Genomic DNA, 17669 nt, shown 5'->3' with positions numbered 1-17669 from the left:
GAGAGGGGGCTTCTTCTTTGGGCGGCTGCCCCTATTTGCTGTTGACCAGGTTGATCCCCTCTTGGTAGGCGGTCTGATACTCCTTAAAGAGATCGTCGCCCTGGGAGATCTTTTCGGTGTAGGCCTTGCGCTCCTCGGCGGTCATCTCGTCGCTGATCGGGGTGGCGAGGGCCTCTTTGTAGAGGGCGATGCCCGCGTCCAGCTTGTCGGCCGCCTCCTGGAACTTCTCGGTGCAGTCCTCATAGCCCTTGGGGGCCTTGACCTCGAGGATCTTTTTGTACTCGGTCTGCAGCCGGTCCAGAATGTCCCCGATCTGGCCCGCGCCCTCTTCGGACTCGAAGTTTTTCAGGGCGGTGTTGAACTCGTCGACAATGGGATTGCAGGCCTCGGTGACCTCGTTGAGCTTGGACACGTAGCTGTTCTTCCCACAGCCGGTGAGGGCGCCCAGGGCAACCAGCGCCGCCAGGGAGAGACAGGCGATCTTGCGGAAGATGGATTTCATACGATTGCACTCCTCTTAAACCGGCCGCGCCAACAGCACATCTGCCTGCGCGGCCTTACTTGGTTTTAAGGATAGCACAAAAGGAGGGCAAAAAGCAACCAAAACCGCTATTTTCCACCGCTGTGCGCCCACCGATCGACAGGTTTTGCAGCCGGGCAGACGCTACCTCTTCTCGCCGAAGTGGTCGGGGTGGCGGCCCACCCCCAGCTCGCCGTCCAGGGTGAGGAGTTTTGCCATGTCCTCGGGGGCCAGGGCGAAGTCAAAGATGTCGGCATTCTCCCGGATCCGCCCCTCGTGGGACGATTTGGGCAGGGGGACGATGCCCTGCTGCATGCTCCAGCGCAGGCAGATCTGGGGCACCGTCTTCTGGTACTTCTCGGCCAGCGAGCGCAGCACCGGGTCATCAAAGGCGCGCCCCCGCACCAGGGGGGCCCAGGCCTCCACCTGAATGCCGTTTCGCTGGCAGAAGTTCACCGCCTCCCGCTGGTGGCGCATGGGGTGGATCTCCAGCTGGTCCACCATCACCGGCACCTGCGCCGTGTCCATCAGCGACTGCAGGTGGTGGGGGAGGAAGTTGCTCACCCCCAGGGCCCGGATCTTGCCGGCCCGGTAGAGCTCCTCCATGGCCCGCCAGCTCTCCTGGTTGAGGGTCTGCCACTCCCCCTCCCGCCCCTCGGGGATGGGCCAGTGGATCAAGTAGAGGTCGACATAGTCCATCCCCAACTGCTCCAGGGTGCGCGCAAAGGCCGCCAGGGTGGACTCGTAGCCCTGGTCGTCGTTCCACAGCTTGCTGGTGACAAACAGCTCCTCCCGGGGGAGGCCGCAGTCCCGAACGGCCCGGCCCACCGCCGCCTCGTTGCCGTAGAGGGAGGCGGTGTCGATGTGGCGGTAGCCGATGTCGATGGCCGCCCGCACCGCCCGGTAGGTCTCCTCCTCGTGGGTCTTGTAGGTGCCATAGCCCACACAGGGCATTTTGACGCCGTTTTTCAAAATATAGCAGTCTTGTAGGTCCTTCATTCCAAACCTCCCGGCTCTCGTGTTTCCGTATAGGCCAAAGGCCGTCTTTAGTATACCATCGGCGCGCCGGGGCAAAAGGGAAGATTTTGTGAACTTTTGCCATTTTCCCTTCAAAAAAGCGGCCGCGCCATTGTCTTTTTTTCCGCTGGGTGGTATCCTGTTCTCCCACGGCAAAACGCCGCCGGAAAGGCGGCCCGAAAAGGAGGAAGCGCGTGTGAACGAGTGGCAGGACATCCCCGGCGCCGGGCGCTGGGACGAGGTGACCCCCATCCTCGCCGGCTGGTCGGCCGAGCGAAAGTACCGGGTGCGCACCCGGGCGGGAGAGGACTTTCTCCTGCGGATCACTGATGCACAGCAGCGCCCCCAAAAAGAGGTGGAGTACCGGCGCATCCACCGCTTCGGCGAGCTGCCTTTCCCCCTCTCCCGCGCGGTGGAGATGGGCGAGTGCCAGGGCGGCAGGTCCCTCTACATGCTGCTGGAATGGGTCGAGGGCGAGTCGCTGGAGACCGCCCTCCCCCGCCTTGCGCCGGATGAGCAGTACCGGCTGGGGCGGGAGGCCGGCCAGTTCCTGCGGACGCTGCACAGCCTCCCCCTCTCGCCGGGGGAGGGGGCGGAGGACCTGCTCGGCCGGCGGCTGGACAAGTTGGCCCGATACGAGCAGAGCGGCGCGCGGGTCGAGGGGGACCAGGCCGCCCTCGACCTGGTCAAAGCCCAACTGCCCCTGCTGGCGGCCCGACCGGCCGTCTACCTGCACGGCGACTTTCACCTGGGCAACCTGATTTTCACCCCCCAGGGGCGGGTGGGGATCATCGACTTCAACCGCCAGCGCATCGGCGACGGGTGGGAGGAGTTTCGCATGGTCCAGGCCTTTGACGTCCCCGTCAGCGTTCCCTTCTCGGTGGGGCAGGTGCAGGGCTACTGGCAGGGGGAGCCCCCGGGACCCTTTTGGCAGGCCCTGGCGGCCTATGTCGCCTACAACTCCCTCGGCGCCGTCGAGTGGGCCGAGGCCTTTGGTCCCGCCAAGGTGGCGGATATGCAGGCCCGCTGCCGCAGCGCCCTGGCCGACTACGACGGCTTTGCCCAGCCGGTCCCCCGCTGGTACCGGGAGTGGAAGGGTCTCCCCACCTAGAGAGCGGCAGCCTCCGCCTTGCCCCTTTTCTCTGCGCCCTGTCCGGCCAGGCCCGCTCTCCCGGGCACGGGGCGGGGAGAGAGGGGGGAGGGAGGCGCTCCTCCCTCCCCACAAGTAGCCCTGCAAAGTCGGGCCGCCTGCCCTGTCATCCGGCGGCGCACCATCCCCCCTTTCCCCGACGACAGAGACAAGAGAGGGGCGGCCGATGATTCGGCCGCCCCTCTCTTTATTGTTCTGCACCGCTCCCGTGGTCGGCGGCGAACTGAGCCACATGCCGCTCCAACAGGGCCAGGCAGTCCTCCTCGTCCTCCGGTCCGGCGCAGCGGGAGAGCAGCAGGAAGATGGGCCCGTAAAACTGCAGGGCCATGGCCTTTGCATCCCCCTCGCGAAAATAGCCCTGGGCGATCATCCGGGAAAAAAGCTCGGTCTGAAAGGCAATCGGCCCGTCCAGAAAGAAGTCTCGGTAGGTCGCCATCACCTCGGGCGAGGCGTACTGCTCGATGGTGAGCATCTTGCGAAACTGGGTGGCGTAGGGGTCGCGGGTGCTGTGCAGGAACATCTTCCGGCAGAGGTCTGCCAGCTGCTCCGGCCCGATCTCGCCGTAGGCTGCGGCGAGGTCCCCCTCCCCCGCCTGGGGGACCTGCAGGGCCCGCTCAGCGGCGGCATACCGGCCCCGCATCTCCTCCACAATGGCGTCAAAGATGGCACGCTTGCCCGGAAAGTGTTTGTAGAGCGAGCTCTCGCGGATGCCCACGGCGGCGGCGATGTCCCGCACGCTGACCCCGGCGTACCCCCGCTGGGAAAAGAGGTCCAGCGCCCTCTCCAAAATGATCTCCTTGGTGTTTCGCCTGGGCATGCGACCCCTCTTTTCTGTCAGAATTTCCAGCCTGTGCTCCCCGACAGCCAGAACCAGACGCGGGAGAGTTCTACAAAGGCAATTTTCACCAGCATACACCCGGTGGCCGTGAAAAACAACCCCCGCCGCCCCGACTGGCTGCCCACAAAGGGGGTGATGATCGCGCAGAGGACCACCGCTGCCGCCAGCGCCCCGCCGACGATGGCCTGGGGGCCCGCAGCGGCGAAGAGGCCGGGTGCGCAGCTGCCGTCGATGGCGTGCTGCACCGAGAGGTGGTAGCCGTCCCGCACGGCGGCCTGTGCGCAGAGCACCAGCCCCCAGGCCAACACCAACAGGGTCCTGCGGCCCCAGTGCTGGATCTCCGCCCGCCGCCAGAAGGCGAGGGCCGCATAGGCCACAAACCCCGCCAGCAGCAGGGTGGTCAGGGTCGATTTTCCAAAATAGAGTTTCATAAAACCTCCTCGGCGGCAGGCCGCCATTAAGCTAACGTTCGTTCGCTTTTATATTAGCTAACAATCGTTCTCCTGTCAAGTGATTTTTCTGTTTGGGAGCAAAGCCCTGGCACTTCCCACCGGACTCCTGTGCAGCCCATTGCCCCACAGAGAGGGTTCCCGTTCGGGCAGCGAGGTGTGTTCCCCACCGGGAAAGGCGGCGGAAAACGTCCCTTTTGCCTCGGCGGGCAGCCCCCTCTCCGTCTTCGCACACAGAAAGGGCCATTCCTCTATCCCCCCCCCGCGGAAAGAATGAAGGCTTGGCAGCCCGCCTCAAACACTCTCCATCCCCGCTGCACAAAAGGTGATATTTCTCTGTTCCGGCCCACAAAAAAGTTCCCGCAGGCTTGGCGGCCCACGGGAACTTTTTCTGTTATCTCTCTTTTCCCTCTGCGGCGATCCCGTTTGGGAATAGGAGCAGAGGGTAGACGGCAGTGCGGCCGACTGTTCCATGGAAGAGGTTTCCGCCTGGGCAGCGAGGACGATTTCCACTTCGGCAAAGGCGGTGGGAACGTCCCTTTTGCCTCGGTGAATAGTCCCGAACCTTCCCCACCCCCACCGCGTAGAAAGGGGTATTTCTCTGCTCCATCCCACAAAAAAGTCCCCGCAGGCCTGGCAGCCCACGGAGACTTCTTCTGTCATCTCTCTTTCCCCCTGCGGCGATCCCGTTTGGGAAGAAGGGCAGAGGGCGGTCGCCAGTTTGGCTGGCTTTTCCACGGAGGGGCCTCCTCCCGGGCGGTGGGTAATTTTCACGCCAGCAAAGATGGCGGAAAACGCTGCTTTTGCCTCGGTGAACAGCTCCAAACCCTCCCCACCTCCGCCGCGCAGAAAGTGGTATTTCCCTGCTCCAGCCTGCAAAAAAGCCCCCGCAGGCCTGAACCCACGGGGACTTCTTCTGTCATCTCTCTTTTTCACCCTGCAGCGATCCCGTCTGGGAATAGGAGCAGAGGGCAGTCGCCAGTGCGGACAACTGTTCCATGGAAGGGTTTCCGACCGGGCGGTAGGGTGCGTTTCCCACCGGTAAAGGCGGCGGAAACTGCCGTTTTTGCCTCAGCCCGCAGCCCCGGACCCTCCCCACCTCCGCCGCGCAGAAGGAGGTATTTTCCTGCTCCGGCCCACAAAAAAGCCCCCGCGGGCCTGACAGCCCACGGGAACTTTTTCTGTTATCTCTCTTTTTCACCCTGTGGCGATCCCGTCTGGGGGAAGAGGGCGGCCGCCAGCGCGGCCAGCTGTTCCATGGAGAAGTTTTCCGCCCGGACGGTGGAGGCGATCCCCGCGCCTTCAAAGGCGGCGGACACCGTCTCCTTGGGCAGCCCCAGGTTCATGGAGAGGCTGTTGACGGCGGTCTTGCGGCGGCCGGCGAAGGCGGCCTTCACCACCCGGAAAAAGGCCCGCTCACTCTCCACTTCCACCGGGGGACGCTCCCGCACCGCCAGTTGGATCACCGCCGAGTCCACCTTGGGGGCGGGGAGAAAGCTCCCCGCCGAGACCCCAAAGACCACCCGCGGCTCGCTGAAATAGCGCACCGCCACCGTCACCGCGCCGCACTCCCGGCTGCCCAGGGGGGCGCAGAGACGGGCGGCCGCCTCCTTCTGCACCATCACGGTGATGGATCTCAGGGGCAGCCGCTCCTCCAGCAGGCGCATGATGACCTGGGAGGTGATGTAGTAGGGCAGATTGGCGCAGAGGCAGACCTCCATCCCGGCGAACTCCCGCTCGATAAGCCCTTTCAGGTCGATTTTCAGGATGTCGCCGTGCACCACCGTCACATTCTCCCGGCCGCCCAGGGTCTCCTCCAACACCGGCAGCAGCCGGTCGTCCAGTTCGATGGCCACCACCTTGCGCGCCCGCTTGGAGAGCTCGGCGGTCAGCACCCCAATGCCGGGGCCCACCTCGATCACCCCGCTGTCGGGGGTGACGCCGGAGACCTCCGCCATCCGGGGGCAGACGGTGGGGTTGATGAGGAAATTCTGGCCCAGGGCCTTGGAGAAGGTGAAGCCGTGCCGGGAGAGGATGTCCTTGATGGAGCCAATCTTCCAGAGCTGCGGCATCCGCTAGTCCTTCTTGAAGGAGGTGAAGGCGAACGGCATGATCTCGGCAAAGGTCTTGACCATGTAGTCGCCGTTTCTGGCCACGGTGTAGACCGGGGCGTCGGGCGCCATGAACTCGCAGAGGAACTGCCGGCAGATGCCGCAGGGCATGGTGTCACAGGTGTCGCCGGCGGCCACGGCCAGGGCGAGGATCTTGCGGGAGGAGCTGTTGGTCATCATGTTGATGGCCGCCGAGCGCTCGGCGCAGATGGTGGCGCCGTAGGAGACGTTCTCCACATTGAAGCCGGTGTAGAACTTGCCGTCCTCGCCCAGCACGCAGGCGCCCACGTGAAAGCCGCTGTAGGGCACATAGGCCCCCTCGCAGGAAGCGATGGATTTTTCGATGAGAATCTTCTCTTGCTCTTTTGTCATGGAAATGACCTCCTCAAAATCAGGTGGCGGCCGGTGGGCCGCCCGCTTGGGCCCGGTCGCGCCGGGCGGGCTGTCCTGCGGCCATTATAGCACACTTTTTTGGCTGGGAACAGTCCCCATCCCCCGCTGGAAAATTGGGGATCTCCTTGCAAACGGTTTCAAAATCTCCTATGATAGAGAAAACGCCACCAACTTGAAAAAGCAACCTGGGAGGGATCGGATATGGAAAGACGGCGGGACAAGACAAACTACTACCTGGACATCGCCGAGAGCGTGCTCACCCGCGGCACCTGCCTGCGGCGAAAGTACGGGGCCATCATCGTGCGGGACGACGAGATCATCTCCACCGGCTATGTGGGCGCGCCCCGGGGCCGCAAGAACTGCTGCGACCTGGGCTACTGCATGCGCAGCAAGCTGGGCATCCCCCGGGGAGAGCGCTATGAGATCTGCCGCAGCGTCCACGCCGAGGCCAACGCCATCATCTCCGCCGAACGCCAGAAGATGATCGGCGCCACCCTCTACCTGGTGGGGCGGGAGTGCGAGGGGGGCGACTACGTCAAGAACGCCAGCTCCTGCTCCATGTGCAAGCGGCTCATCATCAACGCCGGCATCAAGACGGTGGTCATCCGCGACACCCGGGACGAGTACCGGGTCATCGACGTCCAGTCCGCCTGGGTGGACGAGGACGATTCCCTGACCGACGTGCTGGGCTACTGAATTTTCATCGACCGAGGGAGGAATACAGGATGGAGCGATTTTCCCATGCGGTGGTCATCGACCCCACCAATCTGACCGATGAGGGGCGGGCGGAGCTGCGCGCCCTCTGCGACCGGGTCGACTTTTTCGACACGGCCCCCGACAGCGAGGAGGAGACCGTCCGCCGGATGGCGGGGTGCGACGCCCTCTTTGTCTCCTACAAGACCCCCATCTCCGCCGCGGCCATTGCCTCCGCGCCGGGCCTGCGCTACATCGGGATGTGCTGCAGCCTCTACGGGGCCGACAGCGCCAACGTGGACATCCGCGCCGCCGAGGCCCGGGGCATCCCGGTGACCGGCATCTTCGACTACGGCGACGAGGGGGTCATCGAGTACGAGGTGGCCGCCCTGGTCAACCTGCTCCATGGCTTCGAGGGGCCCCTCTGGCGGGGGGAGCCGCGGGAGCTGGGGGGGCTCAAGGTGGGCATCATCGGCCTGGGGACGGTGGGCGTCAAGCTGGCCCGCGCCCTGCAGTTTTTCGGCGCCCAGCTCTACTACTTCAGCCGCACCCCCAAGCCCCAGGTGGAAAAGGAGTTGGGCATCCGCTATCTGCCCCTGAAGGAATTGCTGCAGACCTGCGACGCCGTCTCCACCCACCTGCCCCGGGGGACCCGCCTGTTGGGCGGGGAGGAGTTTGCCGCCTTCACCGGCGGGAAGCTGTTGCTCAACACCTCTTTGGGGGACACCTTCGACCGGGCCGCCCTCAAGGAGTGGCTGGCGGAGGACGGGGACAACTACTACCTCTGCGACGGCTGCGGCATCGGCGACGCCGCCCCCGAACTGGAGGGGCTGCGGGGGGTGCTGCTGACCCACCGGGGCTCCGGCGCCTCCCTCCAGATGAACCAGCGGCTCAGCCGCAAGGTGCTGGACAACGCCCTGGCCTTTTTACAGGGCAGGTAGACACCCGCTTTTCCCGCGCGGCGGCAGGGGCGCTCTCCCCCGCCGCCGCGCGTTTTTTCGGCCTCGCAGGACCCGGCCACCAAAAGAGAGGACACCTTCCGCCCCCGGCGGTATGATGGAGACAAGGAGTGGATTTCATGGAGTGGATCGAGCAACTGAACCTGGCCGTGCGCCATATCGAGGAGCACCTCGCCGGCGAACTGGACCTGGACGAGGCGGCCAAGGTTGCCTGCTGTTCGTCCTATCACTTTCAGCGGATGTTCAGCTACCTGGCGGGGGTCCCCCTCTCCGAGTACGTCCGCCGGCGGCGGATGTCCCTGGCCGCGGTGGACCTCTGCCGGGGGGAGGAGACGGTCCTCGACATCGCCCTGCGCTACGGCTACGCCTCCCCCACCGCCTTCAACCGGGCCTTTCAGGGCGTTCACGGCATCGCCCCGTCCCTGGCCAAGAAGGGCGGCGTGCCCCTGAAATCCTACCCTCCCGTCAGTTTCAAAATCACCGTCAAAGGAGTGGAGGAAATGAACTACCGCATCGAAGAGAGAGGCCCCATCCGCATCCTGGGGATCAGCGCGCCCCTGCACCGGGAGATCCAGCAGAACTTCACCGTCGTCCCCCAGATGTGGGAGCGGGCCGCGACCGACGGCACCATCCCCCGGCTGGCCGCCCTGATGGACACCCCGCCCATGGGGCTTTTGGGGGTCAGCGCCTGCGGCGACGAGGAGGAGTGGCGCTATTTCATCGCCGTCTCCTCCAGCCAGCCGGCGCCCGAGGGGCTGGAGGAGTACACCATCCCCGCCTTCACCTGGGCCGTCTTCCCCGGCGGCGGCACCGGCCGCTCCATCCAGGAGCTGGAACAGCGCATCGTCACCGAGTGGCTGCCCACCTCGGGCTACGAGTACGCCGACGGCCCGGACGTGGAGGTCTATCTCAACCCCGACCCCCAAAACACCCAGTACGAAGTCTGGATCCCGGTGGTCAAGAAGGAGTCCCCCCGTGGCTGACGGCGCGCCGGAGCACTTTCTCGCCGCCCTGGGCGAGGGGGAGCGCCCTGTGGCCCAGGCCCTGATCCGGCAGCTCGCCGAGGGCGGGTGTCCCTGTACCCTTAAAGAGGCCAAGAGCGGGCCCACCCTCTCCTTCAAGCGGGGGGCCAAAGGGGGCACCCTGGCGGTCTTTGTCTGCCGCAAGTCAGGGGCCAAGGTGCGCCTCTACCCCCAGCGCGCCCTCGCCGACGCCGCCCTCCTCGACAGTCTGCCCGAGGGGATGAAGGACGCCGTCCGCCGCGCCGCCCCCTGCAAGCGGTTGGTGGGGAGCGGGGCCTGCAACCCCCGCTGTCCCATGGGGGTCTCCTTCTCCCTGGACGCACAGCCGCTGCAGCTCTGCCGGCACACCGCCTTCTTCTTTCCCCTGCGGGAGGAGACCCTCCCCGCCCTCCAGCGCCTGCTCGCGAGCGAACTGCCCGCATAGCGGCTGCAAAACGCCCCCGCCTCGCGATTGAGAGGCGGGGGCGTTTTTGGCGGCCAAAAGCGCCGGGGCCCGCAGGCCCCGACGCTCTGGTTTGGAAAAAGGGGAGGTTTCAAATGCCCTTGCGGGCACTCACCTGCTCAGCACCCGGAACAGCTCGGTAAACACCCTGTCCCGGTCGATGCTGTAAATATAGCCCATCAGGTGGCGCAGGGAGCCCACCTCGTAGTAGCCGCTGTAAGAGGGCTGCACGCTGGTGACCAGCCGGCTCTGGGCGAAATCGTCCTCCATCAGCCAGGCCACCGGGGCCACGTCCCAGATGATGCGGCTCCAACAGCCCTCCTGGTGGTAGATGGCCGCCTCCTTCTCGGTGACGTCGCAGAGGTAGTCACAGAGGGGGTTTTTCCCCCGCAGCCAGTACTCCAACTCGGGGCCGGTGACGGCCAGGGTGTTGGTGACCCCGTTGGCCGGGCACTGCACCAGGGGCAGCCCGGTGCCGAAGAGGACCCGTGCGGCGGCGATGTCCTGCAGGAGGTTGAAGCCCTTGCAGTTGGGCCAGTCCCGGCTGTGGCCGCCCAGCCAGACCACCACGATCTTCTGGCAGATGGCGGGCTCCAGCAGCACGGCGGAGGCCAGGTTGGTGGCGGCGGCAATGCCGATCACATAGAGGGGTTCGTCGTCGGGCTGGGCCAGGGCCAACTCCACCAGCCGCCGGGCGGCCGGGGTGTCCTCCGGCTCGGTCTCGCCTTTTAGAAAGCGCTCCGCCCCCCGGTAGACCAGTTCGGCCTTCTCCTCCTGTCCCACCAATTTTAAGACCCGCAAAATTTCCTGGTAGGAGCGCTCCATCCCCAAAGCCGGGGTCTCGGCCTTGATGTTTTGGAAGGGAGCGGCTAAAATAGCCTTGAGGTCAAAGCGCTGGGGATTTTTGAGCAGGTAGGCCAGGGCGTACTGGTCGTCCACCTCGTTAAAGGTGTCGGTGTCCAGCACCACCGCCAGCCGCTTGCCCCCTTCGGGGCGCTGCAAGCGCCGGGCCAAAAAGTCGGGGCTGCAGGCGGACTGGGGCCATTCGCGGCCGTATCCTGCGTCAAAGTATGCCTGTAAAATGGGGCTGCAATCCATTGTTCATCCTCCCGGTCGGTTTTCCGCTAGGGCTTGACCCCGTCGCGCATCTGTACGAAGACACTCTGCTCCATTCCATAGGCAGTCTGCACCTTCAGCTCACCCGAAGAGATCTTATCTTCCAGGCCGTCGATGTAGTCGCGGGTCTCCTGCGGCACCTGTTTTTGATAGTAGTCGTTTTCTGCCAGCACCGTGGCCCCCTCTTTGACCCCCCACTTCACCTTAGTGCCGTAGGGCGTTTCCCCCTTGATGGTCTCGCCGATGGTTTTGTAGAGGGATGTGTCGTTGCGCTTGGTCATTGAAGTGAGGATCACGTCGGCAATTTCGGGTTTGCTGTCCACAAAGAACTCCCGCTGGTCGGCGTCCACCCCAATGCCCCAGACCTTTCTCTCCTGACAGGCGGAGAAAAGGCCTAGTCCGGCACCGCCGGCCACCTGGTGGAGCACGTCGGCCCCCGACTGGCTGATCTGCACCAGCGCCAACTCTTTTGCCTTGGCGGTGTCGGTGTAGCCCCCCACGTAGGAGGAGGCCACCTTCCCCTCGGGGTTGGCGTAGGTCGAGCCCTGGATGTAGCCCACCAAAAAGTCGTTGATGCCGGTGGAATCGTTGCCGAGCACACAGCCGATGGTGCCGGTGTTCGACATCTTCTGGGCCAGGGCGCCGGCCAAAAACTCGCCCTGGTGCTGCATGTAGGTGATGGCAAAGACGTTCTCCATGTGGAGCTCGTAATCGGGGTCGATGTCAAAGCCGATGAATTTGGTGTTCGGGTAGTCCTGGTAGTACTGCTCCAAGGTCTCGATGACCTCGTTGCCGGTGAAGACCACAATATCGTAGTTTTCGGCGGTGTCGAGCAGGGTGGGGGCGATCTTGGCCTTGTCGGTGCCGTACTCCACGGCTTTGGCCTCGATCCCGTAATCCTCGCCCGCTTTTTTCACACCGGCCCAGGCCAGGTCGGCAAAGGACTTGTCGCCCAGGGCACCGGTGATAAAGGCCACGTTACGAAGGTCGCTTTTTTCGGATGTGTCGCCGCCCGCTCCCTTCTGGTCGCCGCACCCGGCAAGCAGGGCGCCGGCGGCAAGGGTCAGGGCCAGCAAACTGGCAATTGTCTTCTTCATTTTTCTTCCTCCAAAAAATCCATCTGGGTCATTGTCTTTCCATTATTGAGCAAAAGGGGTGATTTTCATGTTGATGCGGGGACCCTACGACATCCTCAAGAGCCACGGTCACCTGAACCGGTGGACCGAGGTCGCCTTTCAGGCAGGCGACGTGATCTCCTCCATCGGGGAGATCATCGTTCAGGTCTACCTGATCGTCGAGGGCGAGGTGCGCACCGTCCTCCCCCTCACCGACGGGGTGGAGCTGGAGGTGGCGCGGGTGGGTCCCGGCACCTTTTTGGGCGAATTGGCTGTCCTCTGCGATGAGCCACCCCTGGTGGACACCATCGCCTGCACCCCCTGCAGGATGCTCCGCGCCCCGGCAGGCGTCTATCTGGACATCCTGCGGCGGGACAACGAGCTCTGCCTCTGGGCGGCGCGGTACTGCGCCCAGGGGATCCTCAACTACACCCGGGACACCGTCTCCAACATCCACCGCCCCCTCAAAGGGCAGATCGCAGAATACCTTCTGCGGGAGGCACGCCGCCGCGGCGAACCGCTGCGGCTGGACAAGCCGTCTATGGCCACCTTCCTCGGCACCACCGTGCGCACGGTGAACCGCTATCTCAAAGAGCTGCGGGAGGAAGGGATCATCGCCCCCGTCGGGGACGGCGTCCGGATCGCCGATCCCCAGCGCCTCAAGGGGCTGATTTCATTGTAAACAATAAGGCAGGACCGCGAATAGGTTCGCTGTCCCGCCTTGTTGCACAAACAATCAATATTTTTTTGTGTAAATCTTCCAACGCGCTACTTTTGAGCCGTGCCGCTGGGCACGGGGAAAGGGGGACGCCCACAGTGGACAGCCCATATCAACTCCTCCGCGCAAGCAAACAGCTGGGGCGCTGGCGGCCGGTCTCCTTCGCCGCCGGGCAGACCATCTTCTCCCCTGGAGAGATCGCCGTGCACGTCTACCTGCTCCTGGAAGGGCAGGTCTGCACCCTCCGCCTTCTCCCCAACGGCACCTATCTGGCCGGCCGCCCGGTGGGGCCCGACATCTTTTTGGGGGAGTTGAACGTCCTCACCGGGGAGGCCTCCCTGGTGAAAATCGAAGCGGTCACCCCCTGCCGGGCGCTGCAGATCACCGCCGGGGAATTTATGGAGATCATCCGCGACGACCCCGCCCTCTCCCTTTGGGAGGCGCAGTACTGCGCCCAGGGGATCCTCAACTACACCCGCCAGGTGGTGTTCGACCTCTACCGCCCCGCCAAGGAGCGGGTGGCCGAATACCTCTGGACGCTGGCCCAGAACCGAGGCCAGCCCCTGGCTGTCGACAAGGACGCCCTGGCCGCCATTCTGGGCAGCACGGTGCGCACCGTCAACCGCTATCTGAAGGAGCTGCGGGACGACGGGGTCATTGCCCTGGTGGAAGGGGGCGTTGCCATCGCCGACCCCGCCCGTCTCAAGCGGCGCTTTCGCCCCTGAACGGGCCCCTACGAGACCAGCAGCACCCCGTTGATCTCCAGGTGAAAGCGCAGCTTGAGGAAATTGGCCGCCTTTTTGCACAGGACCATCCGCTGCATGAAAATCTCAAAGTAGTCCATCACGTCGGAGATGGCGCTGTCCAGTTCCAGCCGCAGGAGGATGACCGACCGGTCTTCGGAGAGCTGCAGGCTGCTGTTGGTGACGGCGTAGTTGACCCGGTCGTGGATCTCGTGGTGGCGCACCGGGCCCCGCACCCGGTTGCGGCGCACGTCCGACTTGTCGGCCAAAATCAGGGCCGCCGAGGCGGGGTTGACCGGTTGGGCCGTGCCCTCGTCGTGGTTGCCGATGGCCGCCACCACCGTGGCCACCTCCTCCGGCGCCATCCCCAGCTCCTCCAGCAGGCGAAAGGCCATCAGCGCCCCCGACTGGGCATGGGCCACCCGGTTGACGGTGTTGCCGATGTCGTGCATGAACCCGGCGATGCGGGCCAGCTCCACCTCCCGGGGGGAGTAGCCCAGGGCCGCCAGCAGGTCGCCGGCCTTCTGGGCGCAAAGGGTCACATGGGCAAAGGAGTGCTCGGTAAAGCCCAGGGCCGAGAGCATCTCGTCCGCCTTTTGAATGTAGGTGCGAATTTTCGGGTTGCTGCGAATGTCCTCATAGGTGATGGTGTTTTCGTTCATCCCGCTCCTCCTTCTCGGCTGCAGGGCGCAGCCACTCTGTGTTTAATGTTTGATGATAGCACCCATCCTATCCCGCGTCAAGCAAACAATTTTGCAGTTTGCCCCTTTTTTTCGAGAGGGGGTGTAACGCCGGACCCCTTTTTGGCGACAGATAGGTGAAGACACCCCAATGGGCCCGACGGCCGGAGAGGAGGGAGCCGCCTTGCACCCCATCGAGCGCTTTTACCGGCAGTACCGGGACGATGTCTACCGCTACCTGTTGGGGCTGGCGCGGGACCCAAATCTGGCCGAAGACCTCCTCTCCGAAACGTTTTTGGAGGCGCTGCGGGCCCTTCCCGCCTTCCGGGGGGAGTCCACGGCCAAGACCTGGCTCTTCGGCATTGCCCGCAACGTCTGGCTGCGGCAGCTGCAAAAGGGGCGCGCCCACGCCCCCCTCGACGAGCGGCTGGGCCTCTACCTGGCCGACGGGCTGGACGACCTCTGCCGCCGCCAGACCCTGGCGCGCATCGGGGAGCTGCTGCGCCGGCGAGGCGACCCGGCCGAAACGGTGGTGCGGATGCGGGCCGACGGCTGGCCCTACGCCGAGATCGCCGGGCGGCTGCAGATTTCCGAGGCGTCGGCCCGGGTGATCGATTTTCGCACCAAGCGCTGGCTGCGCGCCGCGCTGGAAAAGGAGGGATCGCTGTGAGCGGTGAACGAACCGACATCCCCTGCCAGGTCTGCCTGGACCTCTGGCCCCTGGTCTGCGACGGGGTGGCCAGCGAGGAGAGCCGCCGCCTGGTGGAAGACCACCTGGCCCACTGCCCGTCCTGCCGGGCCGAGACCGCCGGAGAGACCCCCTTCCTCCCCCCCTCGCCCCCCAGCGACGAGCGGGTGCTGGCCGCCCTGCGCCACCGGCTGCTGGCCGGAGGGCTGCTGCTGGCCGGGCTGGGCTGCCTGGTGGGGCTGGCCATCACCTATTCGGCCAACATGTTTTACAACCTGCTCCTCCTCCCCCTGGCGGGGGCGGCGGGGGCCCTGGCCCTGGGCAGGCGCTGGCCCTGGGCGCCCCTGGGCTGTTTTGGGCTGACCTACCTCTGGCTGTTTCTCCGCGCCGGCTGGGAACTGCTGACCTCCCCCGGGAGTATGGGGTGGGGGGAGGGGCTCTCCCTCCTCCTCTTTTCCCCCTTCTTGATGGCCCTGATTTACAGCCTGCTCGCCCTGGTGGGGGCGGTGATCGCCAGGCTGCTGGCCTTTGTCTTTCGGCGGGAGCCCGGCGATCCCGCCCGACCCCACCACCCAGGAGGTGCAAAATGAACGCCAACCGAACCCGCAAGAAAACCGCCCTGAAGATCCTGGCCCTGGCGGCCGCCCTGCTGCTGATGGCGCTGCTGGCCTTTTTGGCAAACGCCTTTGTGGGCAACCCCCTCTCTGCCTGGATGGCGCGGCGGGACATCGTCGCCTACCTGCAGGCCGCCTATCCCCAGCAGGAGTGGCAGGTGGAGAAGGCCCGCTACAACTTCAAGTTCGGCGAGTACACCGCCCAGGTGCAGAGCCCCGACAGCGAGGACACCCACTTTGCCGTCTACTGGCGGGGCGGCCGGGTCAAGCACGACGACTACGGCACCTATGTCACCGACCGCTGGAACACCCGCCAGCGGCTGGAGGAGAGTTACAGCGCCGAGGTGATCCCCCTCCTCCAAGCGGTCCCCGGGTTGGAGGGGAACCGTTCGATGGTGACGCTGGGGGGCAAGGGCAGCGCCTCCGAGGCGGTCGTTCGCGCCCTGCCGCTGGACGTCCCCTTCTCCAAATCCCTCTCCGATCAGTGGGAGCTCACCATCCGCGCCGACTGGGAGGACGACTCCCTTCCTGCCCTGGCGGAGATGTTCGAGGCTGCCCACCAAAAGCTGACCACGGCCGGCTGCACCTTTGCCCGCTACCACTTTTTCACCACCACCGAGGAGGGCGCCACCATCATGATCGACGGCCTCACCCCCGCCGACATCGAGAGCGGTGAACTCCTCGCCCGGCTGGAGGCCGCCCAGCGGGAAGGGGAGGCTCGGGAAGAGGAGGAGCGCCGGCAGATGGAGGAGAGCGGCGGCCGGCTGGAAAAGGGGGAGCCCCTCGACGAAAACCGCCTCACTGTCTACATCCACCGCAAAGAGGGATAGCTTCTCTGCCCAATCAAAGCCGCCGGTAAAGCGGGCGGTGCGTGCGGGCCCGAGAGGGGCGCTGTTCCGGCGTGCCTCCTCAAGGGGCATCAAAACCTTAGGGGGCACTGCTCCACCACCGCCGGTCATCTGGCAAGTTAGGGTGTCCTTTCGCGTTCTCCGCACCCGGAGACCGCCCTTCCTCTTGCGCCGTTGGGCATTGGCGCTCTCCCACCCAGAGAGCCTGTTTGTCCCCCGGCAGGACCGGGGAGCTTGGGCGCTCGAGCGGCAGGCAAAGCGGCCCGCCCCCTGCAACAGGGGCGGGCCGCTTTTTTCTGCACCGTTATGCGCTATCCCATCAGGCCGTTTGCGGCGATGAAGGCGTCCACTTCGGCGCGGTGGGGCATGGCCACCGAGGTGCCCATCTTGGTCACCGCCAGGTTGGAGACCGCGTTGCCGAAGGCGCAGGCCTCAAAGAGGTCCTTCCCCTCGGCCAGGGCAGCCACAAAACCGCCGTTGAAGGCGTCCCCCGCGCCGGTGGTGTCCAGCACCGGCACATCGTAGTTGCCAAAGAGCTGGTGGCGCTGGGGGGTGACGGCCAGCACCCCCTGTTTGCCCAGGGTGATGACCACCTGGCCCACCCCCTTGTCCAAAAAGACCTGGGCGGCCTTCAGGGCGTCGTCGGGTGTCTTGATCTCCACCCCGGTGAGGATGGAGGCCTCCACCTCGTTGGGGGTGATCACGTCCACCTGGCGCAGCATCTCGTCGGTGATGGGCTGTACCGGCGCGGTGTTGAGCAGCACCGTGGTGCCGCTGCGGTGGGCGATGTCGATCACCTTTTCCACCGCGTCCACATTGGTCTCCAGCTGGGTCAGCAGGATGCCCGCCCCCTCGATGAGGGGGGTCACCTGGGCGATGTCGGCGTCGTCAAAGGTGGAGCAGGCGCCCAAGGTCACCAGGATCTGGTTTTGGCTGGTGTGCTCATCCACCATGATGAGGGCCGCGCCGGTGGACGCCTTGTCGGTGACAAAGACGTGGGATCGGTCCATCCCCTCGCCCTCCATCATCTCCAGGCAGACGTTGGCAAAGCTGTCTTTGCCCAACTTGGTCACCATCTCCACCTCGGCGCCGGCCCGCTTGGCGGCCACCGCCTGGTTAAAGCCCTTGCCGCCGGGCCCCATCTTGAACAGGTCGCTCTTGACCGTTTCGCCGGGCACGGGCAGGTGGTCCGCCCGGGCCATCAGATCCACCACGAAACTGCCGAATACCACCACTGGTTTTGCCATCGAACATCTCTCCCCTCACCGGCCCGCCGTGGGGCCGGAAAACTTCTTGATAAACCCATTGTACCCTTCTCGGAGAGGCTCCGTCAACCGGTTGTAAAAACGTTTTTGCAAAATTGGAAATCTAGCCAAAAAAGGGGGCTTTCCTTGTGCAGGATGGCGCAAATCTTTGCCGTGTTCGACCGGGTTTTACTCCCCCAGGGCAATGGTGACCCACCGGCAGGGTTGTTTGAGCCTTTTGTGCAGTTGGCAGACCGCACTTTTATGGTATCAAAAGGAACTTCCATTCTCCCCGCAGCGCCAACGCCT

Annotated in this window: 21 protein-coding genes; 10 read left to right on the top strand and 11 right to left on the bottom strand. The window is 64.8% G+C overall.

The features are described 5' to 3' along the window. Positions 1-31 precede the first annotated feature (31 nt). Complete coding sequence (locus BN3266_RS03020; RefSeq protein ID WP_059003661.1) at positions 32-502, bottom strand: hypothetical protein; 471 nt, start codon at positions 500-502, stop codon at positions 32-34. A gap of 162 nt (positions 503-664) precedes the next feature. Beyond that, positions 665-1519 (bottom strand): aldo/keto reductase, encoded by an 855-nt coding sequence (locus BN3266_RS03015; RefSeq protein WP_059003659.1) that lies wholly within the window; start codon positions 1517-1519, stop codon positions 665-667. Positions 1520-1733: 214 nt separating this feature from the next. Between BN3266_RS03015 and BN3266_RS03010 the strand changes: the two genes are divergently transcribed. Next, the gene (locus BN3266_RS03010) at positions 1734-2648 is read left to right on the top strand and encodes a phosphotransferase family protein (RefSeq protein ID WP_059003657.1); all 915 of its coding nucleotides are present in this window, start codon (positions 1734-1736) and stop codon (positions 2646-2648) included. 226 nt (positions 2649-2874) lie between these two features. Here the strand turns inward: BN3266_RS03010 and BN3266_RS03005 are convergent, their stop codons facing one another. The 5 genes from BN3266_RS03005 to cdd all read right to left on the bottom strand — a co-directional run bounded on the left by BN3266_RS03005 (position 2875) and on the right by cdd (position 6457). Further along, positions 2875-3504, bottom strand: a complete 630-nt coding sequence (locus tag BN3266_RS03005) for a TetR/AcrR family transcriptional regulator (RefSeq protein WP_059003655.1) — start codon at positions 3502-3504, stop codon at positions 2875-2877. Positions 3505-3521: 17 nt separating this feature from the next. Continuing rightward, entirely contained in the window at positions 3522-3956 is a 435-nt protein-coding gene (locus tag BN3266_RS03000; RefSeq protein ID WP_059003653.1) for a hypothetical protein, read from the bottom strand. A 312-nt stretch (positions 3957-4268) separates the two neighbouring features. Then, on the bottom strand, positions 4269-4799 hold the full coding sequence (locus tag BN3266_RS13715) for a hypothetical protein (protein ID WP_154668955.1): 531 nt from the start codon (positions 4797-4799) through the stop codon (positions 4269-4271). Between the two features lie 359 nt (positions 4800-5158). After that, entirely contained in the window at positions 5159-6046 is an 888-nt protein-coding gene (gene rsmA, locus BN3266_RS02995) for a 16S rRNA (adenine(1518)-N(6)/adenine(1519)-N(6))-dimethyltransferase RsmA (protein ID WP_059003652.1), read from the bottom strand. 3 nt (positions 6047-6049) lie between these two features. Further along, positions 6050-6457 (bottom strand): cytidine deaminase, encoded by a 408-nt coding sequence (gene cdd, locus BN3266_RS02990; protein ID WP_021660369.1) that lies wholly within the window; start codon positions 6455-6457, stop codon positions 6050-6052. Positions 6458-6679: 222 nt separating this feature from the next. On the opposite strand from cdd, the gene BN3266_RS02985 reads away from it, so the two are divergent. The 4 genes from BN3266_RS02985 (at position 6680) to BN3266_RS02970 (ending at position 9576) form a co-directional block, all read left to right on the top strand. Then, positions 6680-7174, top strand: coding sequence for a deoxycytidylate deaminase (locus BN3266_RS02985; RefSeq protein WP_021660367.1), 495 nt, complete (start codon positions 6680-6682; stop codon positions 7172-7174). A 29-nt stretch (positions 7175-7203) separates the two neighbouring features. Further along, positions 7204-8112, top strand: a complete 909-nt coding sequence (locus tag BN3266_RS02980; protein WP_059003650.1) for an NAD(P)-dependent oxidoreductase — start codon at positions 7204-7206, stop codon at positions 8110-8112. Positions 8113-8249: 137 nt separating this feature from the next. Continuing rightward, the gene (locus tag BN3266_RS02975; RefSeq protein ID WP_059003648.1) at positions 8250-9113 is read left to right on the top strand and encodes an AraC family transcriptional regulator; all 864 of its coding nucleotides are present in this window, start codon (positions 8250-8252) and stop codon (positions 9111-9113) included. Then, positions 9106-9576, top strand: a complete 471-nt coding sequence (locus tag BN3266_RS02970; RefSeq protein WP_059003646.1) for a hypothetical protein — start codon at positions 9106-9108, stop codon at positions 9574-9576. Before BN3266_RS02975 ends, BN3266_RS02970 begins: the two co-directional genes overlap by 8 nt. A gap of 129 nt (positions 9577-9705) precedes the next feature. Here BN3266_RS02970 and BN3266_RS02965 read toward each other — a convergent pair whose 3' ends face one another. Further along, positions 9706-10692: a nucleoside hydrolase gene (locus BN3266_RS02965; protein WP_082671613.1), complete on the bottom strand. Its 987-nt coding sequence runs from the start codon at positions 10690-10692 to the stop codon at positions 9706-9708. A 26-nt stretch (positions 10693-10718) separates the two neighbouring features. Continuing rightward, entirely contained in the window at positions 10719-11807 is a 1089-nt protein-coding gene (locus BN3266_RS02960) for a BMP family ABC transporter substrate-binding protein (protein WP_082671612.1), read from the bottom strand. A 67-nt stretch (positions 11808-11874) separates the two neighbouring features. Here BN3266_RS02960 and BN3266_RS02955 point away from each other — a divergent pair, with 67 nt between their 5' ends. Next, positions 11875-12507, top strand: a complete 633-nt coding sequence (locus tag BN3266_RS02955) for a Crp/Fnr family transcriptional regulator (RefSeq protein WP_059003642.1) — start codon at positions 11875-11877, stop codon at positions 12505-12507. 134 nt (positions 12508-12641) lie between these two features. After that, entirely contained in the window at positions 12642-13268 is a 627-nt protein-coding gene (locus BN3266_RS02950) for a Crp/Fnr family transcriptional regulator (RefSeq protein WP_059003640.1), read from the top strand. 8 nt (positions 13269-13276) lie between these two features. Here the strand turns inward: BN3266_RS02950 and BN3266_RS02945 are convergent, their stop codons facing one another. Next, positions 13277-13948 (bottom strand): HD domain-containing protein, encoded by a 672-nt coding sequence (locus BN3266_RS02945; protein WP_059003639.1) that lies wholly within the window; start codon positions 13946-13948, stop codon positions 13277-13279. 202 nt (positions 13949-14150) lie between these two features. Between BN3266_RS02945 and BN3266_RS02940 the strand changes: the two genes are divergently transcribed. The 3 genes from BN3266_RS02940 to BN3266_RS02930 are packed head-to-tail and all read left to right on the top strand — an operon-like array spanning position 14151 to position 16098. Further along, positions 14151-14636 carry an RNA polymerase sigma factor gene (locus BN3266_RS02940; protein WP_059003637.1) on the top strand — a complete coding sequence of 162 codons (486 nt, stop codon included), beginning with the start codon at positions 14151-14153 and terminating at the stop codon, positions 14634-14636. Further along, positions 14633-15244: a zf-HC2 domain-containing protein gene (locus BN3266_RS13710; RefSeq protein ID WP_059003635.1), complete on the top strand. Its 612-nt coding sequence runs from the start codon at positions 14633-14635 to the stop codon at positions 15242-15244. The genes BN3266_RS02940 and BN3266_RS13710 overlap by 4 nt, the downstream gene beginning before the upstream one ends. Further along, complete coding sequence (locus tag BN3266_RS02930) at positions 15241-16098, top strand: YfjL-like protein (protein ID WP_059003633.1); 858 nt, start codon at positions 15241-15243, stop codon at positions 16096-16098. Before BN3266_RS13710 ends, BN3266_RS02930 begins: the two co-directional genes overlap by 4 nt. A 329-nt stretch (positions 16099-16427) precedes the next feature. Here BN3266_RS02930 and rbsK read toward each other — a convergent pair whose 3' ends face one another. Continuing rightward, a complete protein-coding gene (gene rbsK, locus BN3266_RS02925) occupies positions 16428-17363 on the bottom strand; it encodes a ribokinase (RefSeq protein ID WP_059003631.1) in 936 nt (311 codons plus the stop codon). Between the last annotated feature and the right edge of the window lie 306 nt (positions 17364-17669).

This window comes from Bittarella massiliensis (ex Durand et al. 2017) (genome assembly GCF_001486165.1).
GTDB classification, from domain to species: Bacteria; Bacillota; Clostridia; order Oscillospirales; family Ruminococcaceae; genus Bittarella; species Bittarella massiliensis.
Note: the sequence above shows the minus strand (reverse complement) of the source record. Positions and strands in the feature narration are given on the sequence as shown.